This window comes from Rhodococcus sp. NPDC059969, assembly GCF_042738325.1.
Lineage (GTDB): Bacteria > Actinomycetota > Actinomycetes > Mycobacteriales > Mycobacteriaceae > Rhodococcus_F.
In genome coordinates, this window is sequence record NZ_JBHWUF010000018.1 from 45,945 (window position 1) to 62,409 (window position 16,465).

Sequence of the window (16,465 nt, forward strand, 5' to 3'; positions counted from 1 at the left end):
CAGAATGTATTACGTCAGGCGTTTGGAGTGGTCACCAATCCGAGTTCGGACGCATTGACCAACAACCGGTGATGCGGCAGCACCCGCACGGTGTAGCCCACGGAACCTGAAACGGGAAGCGCAACCTCGGCTTCGAAGATCTCGGTTCCGTCCTCGGCGCCGAAGTGCGTCATCGGGAATGTCACCACGTCGGTGAGTTCCTCGCCCGGGCTCACGCGCCCGAGGACCGCCTGGACCTCGACATCCGAGACCGACAGGCCGCCGAGGCGAACCTTGGCCTTCAACGAGATGGTCGCACCGATCTCCGGGGTGTCCGGCAAACCGGAACCGTCCACCTGCTCGACGGCGACCGACGGCCACTGCGATTCGATACGGCGACGGAACTCGGCCACCTCACGGGCGCCGGCAAAATCGTCGGCCACCACAGCGCGAGCAGATTCCGCCGAAGGCGCGTAGTAGTCGACCGCGTAGTCACGAACCATGCGTGATGCCAACACCTTCGGGCCCAGATTCTCGAGGGTATGACGAACCCTCTCGACCCAGCGCGTCGGCAGTTCGGCAGCATCACGGTCGTAGAACGTCGGCAGAACCGCATGCTCGAGAAGTTCGTAGAGTGCGCTGGCTTCCAGATCGTCACGACGAACGTCGTCGAGGACACCGTCGGCCGTCGGAATGGCCCACCCGTTCTCGCCGTCGTACATCTCGTCCCACCATCCGTCGCGAATGGAGAGGTTGAGGCCGCCGTTGAGCGCGGATTTCATGCCGGAAGTACCGCACGCCTCGAGTGGGCGAAGCGGGTTGTTGAGCCACACGTCGCAGCCCCAGTACAAGTAGCGGGCCATCGACATGTCGTAATCGGGCAGGAAGACGATGCGGTGACGCACATCCGCTTCGTCTGCGAACCGCACGACCTGCTGGATGAGTGCCTTACCGCCGTCGTCGGCGGGGTGCGACTTGCCGGCCACCACCAACTGCACCGGACGTTTCTCGTCGAGCAACATCGCACGCAGACGCTCGGGATCCCGCAGCATCAGCGTCAACCGCTTGTACGTCGGAACGCGTCTGGCGAAGCCGACGGTCAAGACGTTCGGATCGAATACTCCAGCGGTCCAGCCGAGTTCGGCTTCGGTGGCGCCCCGTTCGAGCCACGACGCGCGGACGCGACGACGCACCTCGTCGACCAACTTGCCGCGCAACGCATTACGTGTTTCCCACAGTTCGGTGGCCGACAACTCGTGCAGGCGCTCCCACCCGCGTGCTTCTTCGAGTTGCTCCTGACCGACGATCCGCCTGGCCACGTCCATCCACTCCGGCGCCGCCCACGTCGGCGCGTGAACACCGTTGGTGACCGAACCGATCGGCACCTCGTCGGCGTCGAAGCCCGGCCAGAGTCCGTTGAACATGTCGCGGCTGACGATGCCGTGCAACTTCGAGACGCCGTTGGCGCGCTGACCCAGGCGAAGGCCCATGTGCGCCATGTTGAAGATCGACGGATCGGATTCGCGCCCCATACCGACGATGCGGTCGACGGTCAGACCGGGAAGCAGGGTCGATTCGTTCTCGCCGTTCGCGCCACCGAAGTAGTGACGGACCAGATCCGACGGGAAGCGGTCGATTCCGGCGGGAACGGGCGTGTGCGTCGTGAAGACGGTTCCGGCGCGAACCGCGGCCAGAGCCGAATCGAAGTCCAGACCGCTGGTGGTGACAAGTTCCCGAATCCGTTCGATGCCGAGGAATCCGGCGTGCCCCTCGTTCATGTGGAACACCTCGGGATCGGGCAATCCGTAGGCCGCGGTGTAGGCACGCACCGCGCGGACGCCGCCGATACCCGCAAGGATCTCCTGCTTGATGCGGTGATCCTGGTCCCCGCCGTAGAGACGGTCCGTGACGCCGCGCAGGTCCGCGTCGTTCTCGGCGATGTCGGAATCGAGCAGCAGCAACGGCACTCGTCCGACCTGAGCAATCCACACTCGCGCACGCAGGACTCGTCCACCGGGCATCGCGGCGTGAATGACGACCGGCGATCCGTCGTCGGAAGCCGGGCCTGCGTCCGTCAGCAAACGAAGAGGCAACCCTTGAGGATCATGGGGCGGGTAATGCTCGGCCTGCCAACCGTCGGCAGTCAGGGACTGGCGGAAGTAGCCGGATCGGTAGAGCAATCCGACGCCGATGAGCGGCAGACCCAGGTCGGACGCGGCCTTGAGATGATCGCCGGCAAGGATGCCCAATCCGCCCGAGTAGTTGGGCAGAACTTCACTGACGCCGAACTCCATGGAGAAGTACGCAATTCCGCCAGCCAGCGACGTGCCCTTGGCCTGCTGGGACTGATACCAGCGCGGTGTGCTCAGGTAGGCGTCGAGATCGGCTGCTGCAGTGTCGAGGTCACCGAGGAATGCCTCGTCACTGCTGAGTTCGTCGAGCCGGGCGGGGTCGACTTCCCCGAGCATGCGGACCGGATCGAACTGGACTGCTTGCCAGAGTTCGGGGTCGAGTCGCGAGAACAAATCCTGTGTCTCGGGATGCCACGACCACCGGAGGTTGGTGGACAGGGGGCCGAGCGCGGCAAGGCGCTCCGGAAGGTGGGCTCGGACAGTGAACCGACGCAAGGCTTTCACCCCGCGAACCCTAGTCGAGTTCGTCGGACTCTGTCTGGTGGAACTTGATGCCCGACCCGACCTGACCACCGACAGACCCGAATTCGTCGTTATCAGCACTCCGGCGCCGCACCCACTACGGTTGAACGCGGCGAAAGAAAGTTTTACCGCGATCCATCATCAGAAATGGAGCTTCCCGTGTCAGGACGCCTCGGTATCGACGACGTGGTACCCGAGATCTCGGGTAACTATCCGGCAAAGGCCGTGGTCGGCGAAGTCTTCCCGGTGCACGCCACCGTGTGGCGAGAAGGCCACGACGCCATTTCCGCCACTCTTGTCGTGCGTGGTCCGCGCGGTACCAAGCCGCTGCGCATTCCGATGGATCCCGGCACCGAACCGGACACCGTCGATGCAGTCTTCACGCCGTCCGCCGAAGGCATGTGGTCGTTCCGGATCGAGGCGTGGAGCGATCCCATAGCCACCTGGAAGCACGCGGTGGAAGCAAAACTGGCCGTCGGGCAAGGCGCCGCCGAGTTGGCCAACGACTTGGAAATCGGTGCGCGCCTGTTCGAACAGGCCGCGCACGAGGTGCCGCGGGCCAACCGGTCCAGGCTCGAAGCCGTCACCGCGTCGCTGCGCAGCGATCAGGCACTGACTGCTCGCGTCGCTCCGGCCTTCGCCTCCGACGTGGCCGAACTGCTCCGCGCCACACCGCTCCGTGAACTGGTCACCAAGGGCGAGTCTCACCCCGTCGTCGTCGATCGCAACCGCGCGCTGTTCGGATCCTGGTACGAGTTCTTCCCCCGTTCGACCGGTGGATGGGACGAGAACGGGGTGCCGCAACACGGGACGTTCGGCACGTCGGCCGAGGATCTGCCTCGCATCGCCGCAATGGGTTTCGACGTCGTCTACCTTCCGCCGATCCATCCCATCGGCGAGATCAACCGCAAGGGACGCAACAACACCCTCACCCCCGAACCCGGTGACGTCGGCTCGCCGTGGGCCATCGGCTCGGTCGACGGCGGGCACGACGCAGTCCATCCGCAACTCGGCACGCTCAAGGATTTCAAGGCCTTCGTCGCCACGGCCCGCAAGCTGGATCTCGAAGTGGCACTGGATCTCGCGCTGCAGTGCGCCCCGGATCATCCGTGGGCCAAGAAGCATCCGGAGTGGTTCAACGTCCTTCCCGACGGCACCATCGCCTATGCCGAGAACCCACCCAAGAAGTATCAGGACATCTACCCGATCAACTTCGACACCGATCCTCGCGGCCTGGACAAGGAAATTCTGCGAGTCGTCCGACACTGGATCAGCGCCGGTGTCAAGATCTTTCGGGTCGACAACCCGCACACCAAGCCGCCCAACTTCTGGGAGACGCTCATCTCGGAGGTCAAGAAGACCGACCCCGACGTTCTGTTCCTCGCTGAGGCATTCACTCGTCCGGCGCGCATGTACGGTCTGGCGCGACGCGGATTCACCCAGTCGTACACGTACTTCACCTGGCGAGTGGCGAAGTGGGAACTCACCGAATTCGGCAACGAGCTGGCGGCAAAGGCCGACGAAGCCCGACCGAACCTCTTCGTGAACACACCGGACATCCTGCACGAGTCCCTCCAGCACGGTGGGCCCGGAATGTTCGCGCTACGAGCAGCTCTCGCCGCCACCCTGGCGCCGACCTGGGGCGTCTACTCCGGTTACGAACTCTACGAGCATCAAGCGGTCCGCCCCGGCAGCGAGGAGTACCTCGACTCCGAGAAGTACGAACTTCGTCCGCGCCGCTTCGCCGAAGCCGCAGCGCGAGGCGAATCTCTCGAGCCGTGGATCACCGCGCTCAACCGCATCCGGCGTGCGCATCCTGCTCTGCAGCAGTTGCGGAACCTGCACTTTCACCACATCGACAACGACGCTTTGATCGCCTACTCGAAGTTCGACGCCGCGACCGGCGACGCCGTCTTGACGGTGATCAACCTCAACCCGTTCGCGGCAGAAGAGGGCACAGTCTGGTTGGACATGCCGGCACTCGGACGTGAATGGCACGACCACATGACCGTGCTCGACGAGGTGACGGGTGAGCAGTTCAATTGGGGCCAAGCCAATTTCGTCCGCCTCGAGCCCTGGCGTTCGGTGGCGCACATCCTCGCACTCCCACCCGTTCCGTATCCGGCCCGGATCTCTCTGGCCTACCAAGCACGCAACGCGCACCGCGCAGGTGGAGGCAAGTGATGTCAACCGAGAAGTCCACTTCCGGTATCGCACCGGACAATCACGATCTGGAACTGTTGGCGCGCGGTGAACATCACGATCCGCACAGTGTCCTCGGCGCCCATCCCCACGCCGACGGCACCGTTCTTCGCGCGTTGCGTCCCAACGCCGAGTCCGTCAACGCCGTCATCGGCGGCAAAACCTTTCCTCTCGAACATGTTTCGAACGGGATCTTCGCGGCTCTGGTCCCCTACCCCGACCTGATCGACTATCGCTATTCCGTGACGTACCCGGGTGGCCACACGGTTCTCGCAGCCGATCCTTACCGATTCCTGCCGACTCTCGGTGAACTCGACCTTCACCTGTTCGGCGAAGGTCGGCACGAACGACTGTGGGACATCCTCGGCGCACATCCGCGTTCTTACGAGACACCGGACGGACCCGTCGACGGCACCTCGTTCGCCGTCTGGGCTCCGGCCGCCCGCGGCGTGACCGTCGTCGGCGACTTCGACGGGTGGAGTGGGCAATTCGCCCCCATGCGAGTCCTCGGTTCCACCGGAGTCTGGGAAATCTTCCTGCCCGACATCGCAGTCGGTTCGCTGTACAAGTTCCGGGTCCACGGTCACGACGGCTCGGTTCGCGACAAGGCCGATCCCATGGCGTTCGGTACCGAGGTCCCGCCGGCGACGGCGTCGCGGGTGACCACCAGTTCCCATGTGTGGAACGACGCGGCCTGGCTGGAAACCCGCGCCGGTGTCGATCCTTCGCAGTCCCCGATGAGCGTGTACGAGGTGCACCTCGGATCGTGGCGTCCGGGACTCGACTATCGGCAGATGGCCGAGCAACTCGCCGTCTACGTCACCGAGACCGGATTCACCCACGTCGAACTGCTACCCGTCTCCGAGCATCCGTTCGGTGGATCGTGGGGATACCAGGTCACCTCGTACTACGCACCGACCTCCCGCTTCGGCACCCCGGATGACTTCCGCTGGTTCGTCGACCACTTGCACGCCGCAGGGATAGGCGTCATCGTCGACTGGGTGCCTGCACACTTCCCCAAAGACGAATGGGCCCTGGCTCGTTTCGACGGAACTCCCCTGTACGAGCACGCCGATCCGCGTCGCGGCGAGCAGTTAGACTGGGGCACATACGTATTCGACTTCGGACGTCGCGAGGTCCGGAACTTCCTCGTCGCCAACGCATTGTTCTGGCTCGAGGAGTTCCATATCGACGGACTGCGCGTCGACGCCGTCGCATCGATGCTGTACCTGGACTACTCACGTCCGGAAGGTGGATGGACTCCCAACATTCACGGTGGCCGCGAGAATCTCGAAGCCGTTGCGTTCCTGCAGGAGATGAACGCAACTGTCCACAAGAATCATCGAGGAGTCGTTACCGTCGCCGAGGAGTCGACGGCGTGGCCTGGAGTCACACGGGCAACCAATGTCGGCGGCCTCGGCTTCAACATGAAGTGGAACATGGGGTGGATGCACGACACCCTCGGGTTCCTCGGTCACGACCCGGTGCACCGGACCTACCACCATCACGAGATCACGTTCTCGCTGATGTACGCGTGGAGTGAGAACTACCTGCTACCGATCAGCCATGACGAAGTGGTGCACGGCAAGGGAACTCTGTGGACCCGGATGCCCGGCAACGACTTCGCCAAGGCGGCCGGCCTGCGCTCACTGCTCGCGTACATGTGGGCGCATCCTGGCAAGCAACTGCTGTTCATGGGACAGGAGTTCGGCCAGAGCGCGGAATGGTCCGAAGAACGCGGCCTCGACTGGTGGCAGCTCGACGATCAGTACACAGGCACTCTCCATCGCGGCGTCCAGCGACTGGTCGGCGATCTCAACTCCGCGTACCGACGCCATCCGGCCATGTGGACACTCGACACCTCCCCCGGCGGATACTCCTGGATCGACGCCAACGACACCGAGAACAACGTCCTCAGTTTTCTGCGTTACGGTACTGACGGTTCGATTGTCGCCTGCCTGTTCAACTTCTCGGGCAGCGAACACTCGAGCTACCGCGTCGGGCTACCAGAGCCCGGCCGATGGGTGGAAATTCTCAACACCGATGCCGAGGTGTACGGCGGCTCCGGAGTCGGGAACCTCGGAGCGGTCACGGCAACGTCGCGTTCGTGGCACGGTCGGCCAGCCTCCGCACAGGTGGCGCTGCCAGCTGCTGGAGCGATTTGGATAAGTCTGGAGCGTTGATGGTCGGCCGGCGAGTAGTCATTGTCACGTCGTCACTGTTGGCAGTGGCCGCACTGCTCGCCGGTTGTGCCCACGGTACGAGTGGCCACGCCGTCTCGATCTATCACGATCCGTTCCGCGTCGCCGGACTCGACGCAACAGCGGGACCGAGTGGGTTGCGCCCGGGAGCCCCCAATGCCGACCGAGCGATCACCGGCACCGACGGCGGGGACATCGACGCCCTGGCAGCCAACGCCATCACCGACATCGAAACCTACTGGGCCGCCGAGTACCCGGCTCTGTTCGACAAGCCCTTCGAACCGGTGGACGAGCTGATCTCGTGGGACCCCACCGAATCGAACGGCCCGGACTTCTGTGAAGAGACCACCGAAGAACTCATCAACGCCGGGTATTGCAGCATCGATCACACCATCGGCTGGGATCGCGAACTGCTGCTGCCCGAGGTACGCGAGAAGTTCGGTGAAGTGGCCGTTGCCTTCATCTTCGCGCACGAGTACGGCCACGCCGTTCAGCGCAAAGCCGGGATCGTCGGCGGTAAACGAGATGCCGCCCTGGTGCGCGAACAACAAGCCGACTGTTTCGGTGGAGCGTTCTTGCGGCACGTCGCCGAGGACAAGGCCGCACACTTCACCATGAACACCTCCGACGGTCTCAACAAGGTGTTGGCCTCGGCCGTCGCCATCCGCGACGAAGACCCCAATGATCCTGAGAGCCACCATGGTTCGGCTTTCGAGCGCGTCACCGCCACTCAGATCGGATTCACCGACGGCGCCGGCGCCTGCGCGAAAATGGACGCCGACGAGATCGAGTCACGACGCGCAGACCTCCCGCAGCAGTTCGCCGAAGGCAACGATTCCGGAGAACTGCCGGTCACCGAGGCAACCCTCGACGAGTTCGTGAAGACCTTCCAAGCGATCTTCGATCTACCCGAGCCGCCGAAGGTCGTGTTCACCGGCGCAGACACCGGGTGCAGCGACGCTGTTGCAACCGAACCTGTCTCGTACTGCCCGTCGACGAACACCATCGGAATCAGCGTCGACGAACTTGCCGAGCGCGGCACGCCTGGCCGCGTCGGACGACGCGAGTTGATCCAGACCAACATCACCGGCGACTACAACGCCTACGTCCTGCTCGCGTCGCGATACACCCTCGCGATGCAGAAGGAGAACGGCCAATCACTCGACACCCCGCAGACCGCCTTGCGCGCCGCGTGCCTGTCCGGCGTCATCACCGCAGCGCTCAGCCCCACCAACGCCGCGGCATCCGGAGCTCAGGTCACGCTCTCCCCTGGCGACCTCGACGAAGCCGTATCAGGACTGCTGACCGACGGCCTCGCCGCCAGTGACGTCAACGGCGAGACGGTTCCGAGCGGGTTTGCGCGCGTCGACGCGTTCCGGACCGGCGTGCTCGGTGGCCGGGAAGTGTGCGACAGCCGCTACACGGAGTAGCGGCTGCCGGTCCACTTCAGTAGAGAGCGGAAGCCAACTTACGGCGGGCCGCGATGACGATCGGTTCTGCCGGGTCGAACAGTTCGAACAGTTCGAGTAGGTGCGTGCGAGCTGCGGCCTTGTCATCGCCGGCAGTTCGCGAGACCACCGAGATCAAGCGGGCGAACGACGCCTCGGGTTGCTGCGCGAACATTTCCAGATCGGCCGCTGCGAACTGCAGTTCGAGATTGGACGGATCAGCATCCGCGGCCGCAATCGACTCGGGGTCGACGCCCTGCACCCGAGCCATGAACTTCACCTGGCGGACAGCGCTTTTGGCCTCCGCATTGTTGGGTTCGGCGTCGAGAATCACCTGGTACGCGGCGATGGCACCGTCGAGATCACCCTCGTCCAGCGCGGTTTCAGCGGCCACGAATCGAGGATCCTCGACCTCCTCCACCGGTTCGTCACCGTCGGGGGCAGGACCGCTCAACTTGCCCTCGACAGCTTGGAGCACTGCGTCGAACCACTGGCTCAGCTGCGCCTCCGGCTGAGCGCCCTGGAAATCGGCCAACGGCTGACCGGCCGCGACGGCAACAACCGTCGGCACCGACTGGACGCCGAAAGCCTGCGCGATGCGAGGACTCACGTCGACGTCGACGTTGGCAAGAATCCACTTGCCGCCGGCACGCGCTGCAAACGATTCGAGAACTTCGGTGAAGACAACCGAGGGCTCGTATGCGCGGCCACCGATGTTGACGATGACCGGGACCTGGCTCGACTTGAGCAGGACTTCGCTTTCGAAGTTCTCCTCGGTCACCTCGATCACTGCCCCGGAGACAGCAGAAACGGCCCCGTCGCCGCTGGTGTTACGCGGCGGTGGTGGGGCCGTGGCCCGCTCTTTGAAGGCGGACAAGTCGACTGCGCCGCTCATGGCGGCAGCAACTGCGGACGAACGCGCGGGGGGCCTGGAACCTGGTCGAGTCACGACTCCCAGTTTGTCACGAGTTGCGCGAAGCTACGTAGAGGGATGCAGCACTCAGACGAGCGCCGCGTTGCCCTTGGCAGCCTCGAACTCCGTGGACAGCTCACCGAGCTTGCCGTTTCGCACTGCCCAGCGTTCGAAGATGACGGTGCCGAACGGCGGAACGCTCGAGATCAGAGCAAGGATCGTCGTCTTGATGTCCCACTTGAGCGACCACGCGGTCAGCAACGCAACAACGATGAACACCAGGAAGCCAGCGGTGCCGTGGACCATTCCGGGGATGCGAATCGCTTCTTCGTGTCCGAGAACCCACTTGAAGAACATGGCAACCAGCAAGGCCGCCCAGGTCACAGCTTCCCACCACGCCACCAGACGGAAGCGTTTCGCGGGAGTGGATACGTCAAAGATGTTCGCCATGAGGCCATTGTGCCCGAACAACTACGACGCCCCGTAGTTGTGTGAGGAAAACCACGGGGCGTCGCAGAGCGAGAGCGCTGGTTCAGGTGTATTTAGACACTCAGGCCTTGGGGACGCGGATGATGAGTGCGTCGCCTTGTCCGCCGCCGCCGCAGAGTGCGGCTGCGCCGATGCCGCCGCCGCGGCGTTGCAGTTCGAGGGCGAGGTGCAGGGCGATGCGGGCACCGGACATGCCCAGGGGGTGTCCGACGGCGATGGCGCCGCCGTTGACGTTGACCTTGGCGGGGTCGAGGCCGAGTTCGCGGGTGGAGGCGATCCCGACGGCGGCGAACGCTTCGTTGATTTCGACGAGGTCGAGATCGGTGGGGTCGATACCTTCCTTGGCGCAGGCCTTCGCGATGGCCCGGGCGGGCTGGGACTGGAGGGTGGAGTCGGGTCCGGCGACGACGCCGTGAGCACCGATTTCCGCGATCCAGGTCAGGCCGAGTTCTTCGGCCTTGGCTTTGCTCATCACCACGACGGCGGCGGCGCCGTCGGAGATCGGGGAGGCGGAGCCGGCGGTGATGGTGCCGTCCTTGCTGAACGCGGGACGCAGTTTGCCGAGGGATTCGGTGGTGGTGTCGGCGCGGATGCCTTCGTCCTGGGCGAAGACGATCGGCTCGCCCTTGCGTTGGGGGATGGAGACGGGGACGACTTCGTTGTCGAAGTAGCCGTCTTTCCAGGCGCGGGCCGCGTTCTGGTGTGAGGCGGCGGCGAAGGCGTCCTGCTCGGCGCGGGTGATGTGGGCGCTCTCGTGTTGGTTGACCTGTTCGGTGAGCAGGCCCATGGCCTGGTCGGTGAAGATGTCGTGGAGGCCGTCGTAGGCCATGTGGTCGCGCATCGTGACGTCGCCGTATTTGAAGCCTTCGCGGCTTTTTTCGAGCATGTGGGGTGCGCGGGACATCGATTCCTGCCCGCCGGCGACGACGATGTCGAATTCGCCGGCGCGGATCATCTGGTCGGCGAGGGCGATGGCGTCGATGCCGGACAGGCACACTTTGTTGATGCTCAGGGCGGGCACGTTCATGGGGATGCCGGCGGCGACGGCGGCTTGGCGGGCGGGCATCTGGCCGGCGCCGGCGGTGAGGACCTGTCCCATGATGACGTACTCGACCTGCTCGGGTGCGACTCCGGACTTGTCGAGGGCGCCTTTGATGGCGATGCCGCCGAGGTCGGACCCGGAGAGGTCTTTCAACGATCCGAGGAGTCGACCCATCGGGGTACGAGCTCCCGCAACAATCACAGAACTGGTCACGATTTCCTCCGGCTGCAAAAGAGACATAGTCGTCGGTTCCGTGCGGCCTAAGAGCCAAGTCACATCCCGACGTGTACTCCTCAAACGGTAGCGCTACCGTGAAAGGTATGACACAGACCTCCCCCAGTTCTGCACTCGCGCCTTTGTCCTCCGACCTCGTCGTCGCGATCGATCACGTCGGAATCGCGGTGCCCGATCTCGACGTGGCAATCGCGTGGTACACGCAGCACCTGGGCATGGTGTCGACCCACGAGGAAATCAACGAATCTCAGGGCGTGCGTGAGGCCATGCTCTCCGTCGTCGGCTCCCCCGCCGGATCCACTGCCGTTCAGCTGCTCGCGCCGCTGGACGAGAACTCGACCATCGCCAAGTTCATCGACCGAAGCGGCCCCGGACTCCAGCAGCTTGCTTACCGAGTCACCGACATCGACGCCATCTCCGCCGAGCTTCGCGACCGCGGGGTTCGGTTGCTGTACGACGCTCCCCGACGCGGTACCGCCAACTCGCGCATCAACTTCATTCACCCGAAGGACGCCGGCGGCGTCCTGGTGGAACTGGTCGAACCCGACGCGAGCCACTAGCAGACCCGACTCCAGCTCGTATGCCAGGTAGATTGTCGCCATGGCATACGAGCAGGACCGCGGTTCGATCCAACTTCCGTTCCAGATCGCACGGAAGGGATACGACCGTGACGAGGTACGTAACTACTTCGAGCGATTCGACGCGGAGCTGCGCGTTACAGCAGCCGATCGTGATGCTGCCGCCGCGCAGGCCCGTGATCTTGCCAAGCAGCTCGACGATGCACGCGACGACATCGACGACCTCCGCAAGGACGTCGACCGTCTCTCCGTTCCGCCCACCACTGCGGAGGGCATGAGCGATCGCATCAGCCGCATGCTCCGCCTTGCCTCCGACGAAGCTTCGGAGGTTCGCGCGAAGGCCGAGGCCGACGCAGCCGAGATGACCTCCATCGCCGAACAGGACGGCGCCCGCCTACGTGGGCACTACGAGTCGTTGATCGCCGAGCTCGAGGACCGTCGCAATGCGATGGAAACCATGCACGAGCAGACCATGGCGCAGGCCCGTACCGAAGCCGCCCGGATCGTCGAAGCTGCACAGGCCGAGCGGGATCGACTGGCTGCCGAGTCCGAAGCCAAGCGCACTCAGATCCGCGAAGACTTCGACATCTCGATGTCGGAGCGCCGCGCCAAGGTCGTCGCCGCCGTCAACGAATTGGAGTCGTCGAGCAAGGCAGAGGCCGAGCGTCGACTCGCCGATGCGTCGCACGAAGCTCAGCGCAGGCTGCAAGCCGCGACGGATCAATCCGAGCGCAAGATCGCTCACGCGAAGGAACTCACTGAAGAACTGCGCGTTCTCCGCGGCCGAATCCTGGCCCAGCTCTTGGGAATTCGCGGACAACTCGATTCGGTTCCGGCCATGCTCGCATCGGTCAATCGCGAGAGCGAACTTCTCGATTCACCGCCTGCTCCGGTCATCGTCGAAGCCGAGGAAGATCTCGAGATCGAAGACAAGAAGGCCGACGCAGATAAGGTCGACGCAGAACCGAGTATCGACGAAGACGACGTTCTCGAGGACTCGGACGAGACGAACACCGCCGAGATCGACACCCGCGCCGTCGAGCAGCGAGCCCAGTCCAGGAACTGAACGACGCTCAGGACCACCGTCTGGTCAGGCTGCGAGTTCCGCGGCCTGACCAGCACCCGGTGTGCCAGTGCCGACGCTCGTTCGCTCCGCCCGGTTCCGAAGGCCAGGTCACCACGTGTGCGACTCCCGGCCTGATGTCGTGATCACAGCCGGGGCACCGGTAGAACTTCGTCGCGTTGGAGCCGGGTATCGGCCGCACCATGTACATTTCACCGCCCGGCCCTGGCTCCTCCCGGACCAGCGCGCCGCCGAACAACACACCGCTAGGTGACGCCGACTCAGCGCTCGAGTTCTGAGTACGCCGAGGATCCGTTCGACGGGTTTGCTTCGGCGAAGGTTTGCGGCGCGGCATGGTTCGAGTCTAAACAGCGTCAGAAGAGTCGGAACTCGGTGCTTTCGGTGCCGCGCAAGGCCTCGTAGTCCAGGACCAGGCAGCGGATTCCACGATCGTTCGCCAAAGTCTTTGCCTGCGGCTTGATCTGTTGCGCTGCAAAAACTCCCGTGACCGGTGCGAGGAGCGGATCGCGGTTGAGCAACTCCAGGTAGCGCGTCAACTGCTCGACACCGTCGATCTCGCCGCGCCGCTTGATCTCCACCGCCACCGAGGCGCCGTCCGCGTCACGGACCAGAAGGTCGACCGGCCCGATGGCCGTCATGTACTCGCGTCGTACCAGGGTGTAGCCGGGGCCGAGCGTCTCGACATGCTCCGCCAAAAGTTCTTGAAGGTGTGCCTCGACACCGTCCTTGATCAAACCCGGATCGAGACCGAGTTCATACGACGAATCGTGCTCGACCTCTTCGAGAGTGATCCGAAGTTCCTCGCCTGCCTTGTTGGTGACGACCCACAGGACGTCGTCGCCGTCTCCGGTGGTCTCGACCAACCAGCACGGCGGACTCATCCAGTTGAGCGGCTTGTACGCCCGATCGTCGGCATGAATGCTGACCGAGCCGTCGGCCTTGACCAACAGCAGTCGTCTTGCGGTAGGGAGGTGGGAGGTCAGGCGTCCCACATAGTCGACACGGCAACGAGCAATAACTAGGCGCACCGGACCACCCTAAGCGATCATTACGACTACTCTCGACACACTATGCAGCGAAGCCGTGTCCCGAGTGCGCCCCTGGGGTCGTGGCTGCTCGGATCCACCGACGAAAGCCCCAGGCGCCGCCGAATCCGCGTCCAGGCACTACTGACCGCCCCTCTCCTGGTCACCAACCTGATCGGAGCGGTACTGGCGATCGTGCTCGTCGGATTCGTGGTTCCCGGGCCCGAGATCATCCACCCCGAATTCGCGTGGATCAACTTCATTGCCGTGCCCGTCTTCATCGGGTGTGTCTTTCTCATCGGACTTCTGTGGGGCACCAAACGGCTGATGCGGGATCTTCGGTGGGCCACCGAGGATCACCCACCGACAGAGCAGAATCAACGCGCGGCGCTGCGCGGGCCGTGGCGACTGACCCGAGTGCAAGCCGTCCTGTGGACGTCCGCGCTCATCACCTTCACGACCATGTACGGAATCGTCGACCCCGACACCATTCCGAAAGTTCTGTTCACCGTGGCTTTCAGCGGTATCACCACATGTGCCTTCTGCTACCTACTCAGCGAGTTCGCACTCCGCCCGATTGCTGCGCGTGCACTCGAATCCGGAGCACCCCGCAAGGCTGCCGTTCTCGGACTGACCGGCCGGACAATCCTCGTCTGGCTGCTCGGAAGCGGAGTCCCCGTCACTGGCTTGATGCTCGTAGCGGTCTTCAGCTTCATCCGACCCGCTTCGTGGCAAGCACTCGCGACCGCGATCCTCGTCATCGGCGGGATCACGCTGTGCGTCGGACTCGGGCTGACGTACATCAACATTCGGTCCGCCGCGGCTCCCATTCGGTCTGTGCGACGAGGCATGGAACAAGTCACCCGTGGTGACCTCACCGCGTCCGTCGTCGTGTACGACGGAACGGAGCTGGGGCTGCTGCAGACGGGCTTCAATCGCATGGCCGAGGGTCTGCGCGAACGAGAGCGAATTCGCGACCTCTTCGGGCGCCACGTCGGACACGAGGTTGCCGCAAACGCGGTCCGCCGCAACCCGGAGCTCGGCGGGGAAGAACGTGACGTTGCCGTTCTCTTCGTCGACGTCATCGGTTCGACCACCATCGCGGCCACCAACTCCCCGACCGCGGTGGTCGCTCTACTCAACCGATTCTTCGACGTCATCGTCGACGAGGTCGATGCTCACGGTGGATTCGTCAACAAGTTCGAGGGCGACGCAGCGCTGGCGATCTTCGGAGCGCCGACAACACTCGACGATCATGCCGGCAGTGCACTTGCCGCCGCCCGCAAGATTCAACAGCGCCTGCGTGCCGAAGTTCCGGAAGTAAGCGCGGGAATCGGCGTCGCTGCGGGTATTGCCGTTGCCGGAAACGTCGGTGCGCGAGAAAGATTCGAGTACACCGTCATCGGTGATCCGGTCAACGAAGCAGCGCGCCTGTCGGAAGTCGCCAAGACGGTTCCGGGTAACCTCGCCGCATCCGGACGGGCTGTGGCTGCCGCTGACAGCGCCGAAGCTGTCCACTGGTCGATCACCGAGAACATCACCCTTCGTGGCCGTCTCGAACAGACCGAGCTCGCGATTCCTTGCGACGCCCTGGAGTCCGAGGCCGCTCCCGCAGACTCGGTCCCCGTTCGGCCCTGACCTCCAACCCCACCCCTGCCCACCCCTGCCCTGCCCTGCCCTGCCCTGCCCTGCCCTGAGCGAACGGCACTTTCGGTCGATCCAAGGCGACGAACGCCACGTTCGCTCGATGACTTTCCCACTTCTCGTCGGTCTATATCGGAACAGCGGAAATCCGACGACGCCTGGGAGATGGGTACGACTATGAAACTGACGACCTTTACCATCGTCACTCTCGACGGGGTGATGCAAGGACTCGGTGGGCCGGACGAAGATCGGCGTGGTGGATTCGAGCGCGGCGGGTGGTCCGCGCCGTTGGTGGACACCGAAGCGATGACTTTCCTCGTACAGGTCTACCAGCGTGCTGACGCGTTCCTGTTCGGCCGACGCACGTACGACATCTTCGCCGACTATTGGGGCGCGTTCGAGAATCCGGAGGTCAACCCCATTGCCAGCGCCTTGAATTCGCGGCCGAAGTATTTGGCGTCGACGACGCTGACCGATCCACAATGGAAGAACACGACCGCGCTCACAGGCGACACCGCCACCGCGATCGGCGAACTGAAAGCCAGACCCGGCGGTGAGCTTCAGGTGCACGGCAGTGGCAACTTGTGCCGCTGGCTTCTCGCGAACAATCTCGTCGACGAGATGATCCTGCTGATCGCGCCGGTGGTCCTAGGCCAGGGCACGCGACTCTTTCCCGACTCCGGACCTGACATCGCACTCGAGCTGGCCGAATCGCGGGCCACTCCAAAGGGTGTGACGATTCAGCGGTATCTGCCTACCGGCCGGCCGAAGTATGCAACAGCCACCGCCGACGGCATCGACTGATCCGGGCAAAGCGCCTGTCGTCCTCAGTCGTGCCCCCGCCCCTAATGGTGTGAACGTACCGTTCATCTCGTTAGGGCGGTTTCAACTGGTGGATGCAACGACCGTCTCGTTGAACACTTGTGCGGGTGTTTTCCAGCCTAGTGTTTGACGAGGTCGGTCGTTGAGTTG

The 16,465-nt window shown here is 63.9% G+C and carries 13 protein-coding genes; 7 read left to right on the forward strand and 6 right to left on the reverse strand.

Going from position 1 to position 16,465, the window contains the following annotated elements; translation table 11 throughout:
• Positions 1–14 precede the first annotated feature (14 nt).
• Positions 15–2,615 carry an alpha-glucan family phosphorylase gene (gene glgP / locus ACFWAD_RS29245; RefSeq protein WP_378550219.1) on the reverse strand — a complete coding sequence of 867 codons (2,601 nt, stop codon included), beginning with the start codon at positions 2,613–2,615 and terminating at the stop codon, positions 15–17.
• Positions 2,616–2,792: 177 nt separating this feature from the next.
• Here glgP and ACFWAD_RS29250 point away from each other — a divergent pair, with 177 nt between their 5' ends.
• From ACFWAD_RS29250 to ACFWAD_RS29260, 3 genes are read left to right on the forward strand one after another with little or no spacing between them, the layout of a single operon-like run.
• The gene (locus tag ACFWAD_RS29250) at positions 2,793–4,817 is read left to right on the forward strand and encodes a maltotransferase domain-containing protein (RefSeq protein ID WP_378550222.1); all 2,025 of its coding nucleotides are present in this window, start codon (positions 2,793–2,795) and stop codon (positions 4,815–4,817) included.
• Positions 4,817–7,018, forward strand: coding sequence for a 1,4-alpha-glucan branching protein GlgB (gene glgB, locus ACFWAD_RS29255; protein ID WP_378550225.1), 2,202 nt, complete (start codon positions 4,817–4,819; stop codon positions 7,016–7,018). The genes ACFWAD_RS29250 and glgB overlap by 1 nt, the downstream gene beginning before the upstream one ends.
• Positions 7,018–8,466 carry a neutral zinc metallopeptidase gene (locus ACFWAD_RS29260; RefSeq protein WP_378550228.1) on the forward strand — a complete coding sequence of 483 codons (1,449 nt, stop codon included), beginning with the start codon at positions 7,018–7,020 and terminating at the stop codon, positions 8,464–8,466. Before glgB ends, ACFWAD_RS29260 begins: the two co-directional genes overlap by 1 nt.
• 16 nt (positions 8,467–8,482) lie before the next feature.
• Here ACFWAD_RS29260 and ACFWAD_RS29265 read toward each other — a convergent pair whose 3' ends face one another.
• The 3 genes from ACFWAD_RS29265 to ACFWAD_RS29275 all read right to left on the reverse strand — a co-directional run bounded on the left by ACFWAD_RS29265 (position 8,483) and on the right by ACFWAD_RS29275 (position 11,141).
• Positions 8,483–9,379: a co-chaperone YbbN gene (locus ACFWAD_RS29265; RefSeq protein WP_378550250.1), complete on the reverse strand. Its 897-nt coding sequence runs from the start codon at positions 9,377–9,379 to the stop codon at positions 8,483–8,485.
• A 105-nt stretch (positions 9,380–9,484) separates the two neighbouring features.
• The gene (locus ACFWAD_RS29270; RefSeq protein WP_230814089.1) at positions 9,485–9,847 is read right to left on the reverse strand and encodes a DUF3817 domain-containing protein; all 363 of its coding nucleotides are present in this window, start codon (positions 9,845–9,847) and stop codon (positions 9,485–9,487) included.
• A 100-nt stretch (positions 9,848–9,947) separates the two neighbouring features.
• Positions 9,948–11,141 carry an acetyl-CoA C-acetyltransferase gene (locus tag ACFWAD_RS29275; protein WP_378550231.1) on the reverse strand — a complete coding sequence of 398 codons (1,194 nt, stop codon included), beginning with the start codon at positions 11,139–11,141 and terminating at the stop codon, positions 9,948–9,950.
• Positions 11,142–11,248: 107 nt separating this feature from the next.
• On the opposite strand from ACFWAD_RS29275, the gene mce reads away from it, so the two are divergent.
• Both mce and ACFWAD_RS29285 read left to right on the forward strand, forming a co-directional pair.
• Positions 11,249–11,722, forward strand: a complete 474-nt coding sequence (gene mce, locus ACFWAD_RS29280) for a methylmalonyl-CoA epimerase (RefSeq protein WP_037131968.1) — start codon at positions 11,249–11,251, stop codon at positions 11,720–11,722.
• 40 nt (positions 11,723–11,762) lie between these two features.
• A complete protein-coding gene (locus ACFWAD_RS29285; RefSeq protein ID WP_214890771.1) occupies positions 11,763–12,806 on the forward strand; it encodes a hypothetical protein in 1,044 nt (347 codons plus the stop codon).
• Positions 12,807–12,813: 7 nt separating this feature from the next.
• On the opposite strand, the gene ACFWAD_RS29290 is transcribed toward ACFWAD_RS29285, so the two are convergent.
• Complete coding sequence (locus ACFWAD_RS29290) at positions 12,814–13,158, reverse strand: ATP/GTP-binding protein (RefSeq protein ID WP_378537840.1); 345 nt, start codon at positions 13,156–13,158, stop codon at positions 12,814–12,816.
• A gap of 19 nt (positions 13,159–13,177) precedes the next feature.
• Positions 13,178–13,852 carry an endonuclease NucS gene (gene nucS / locus ACFWAD_RS29295; protein ID WP_064444085.1) on the reverse strand — a complete coding sequence of 225 codons (675 nt, stop codon included), beginning with the start codon at positions 13,850–13,852 and terminating at the stop codon, positions 13,178–13,180.
• A gap of 42 nt (positions 13,853–13,894) precedes the next feature.
• Between nucS and ACFWAD_RS29300 the strand changes: the two genes are divergently transcribed.
• Together ACFWAD_RS29300 and ACFWAD_RS29305 are read left to right on the forward strand one after the other, a co-directional pair.
• On the forward strand, positions 13,895–15,487 hold the full coding sequence (locus ACFWAD_RS29300) for an adenylate/guanylate cyclase domain-containing protein (protein ID WP_378550234.1): 1,593 nt from the start codon (positions 13,895–13,897) through the stop codon (positions 15,485–15,487).
• A 183-nt stretch (positions 15,488–15,670) separates the two neighbouring features.
• Positions 15,671–16,297, forward strand: coding sequence for a dihydrofolate reductase family protein (locus ACFWAD_RS29305; RefSeq protein WP_378550237.1), 627 nt, complete (start codon positions 15,671–15,673; stop codon positions 16,295–16,297).
• The last annotated feature ends 168 nt before the right edge of the window (positions 16,298–16,465 follow it).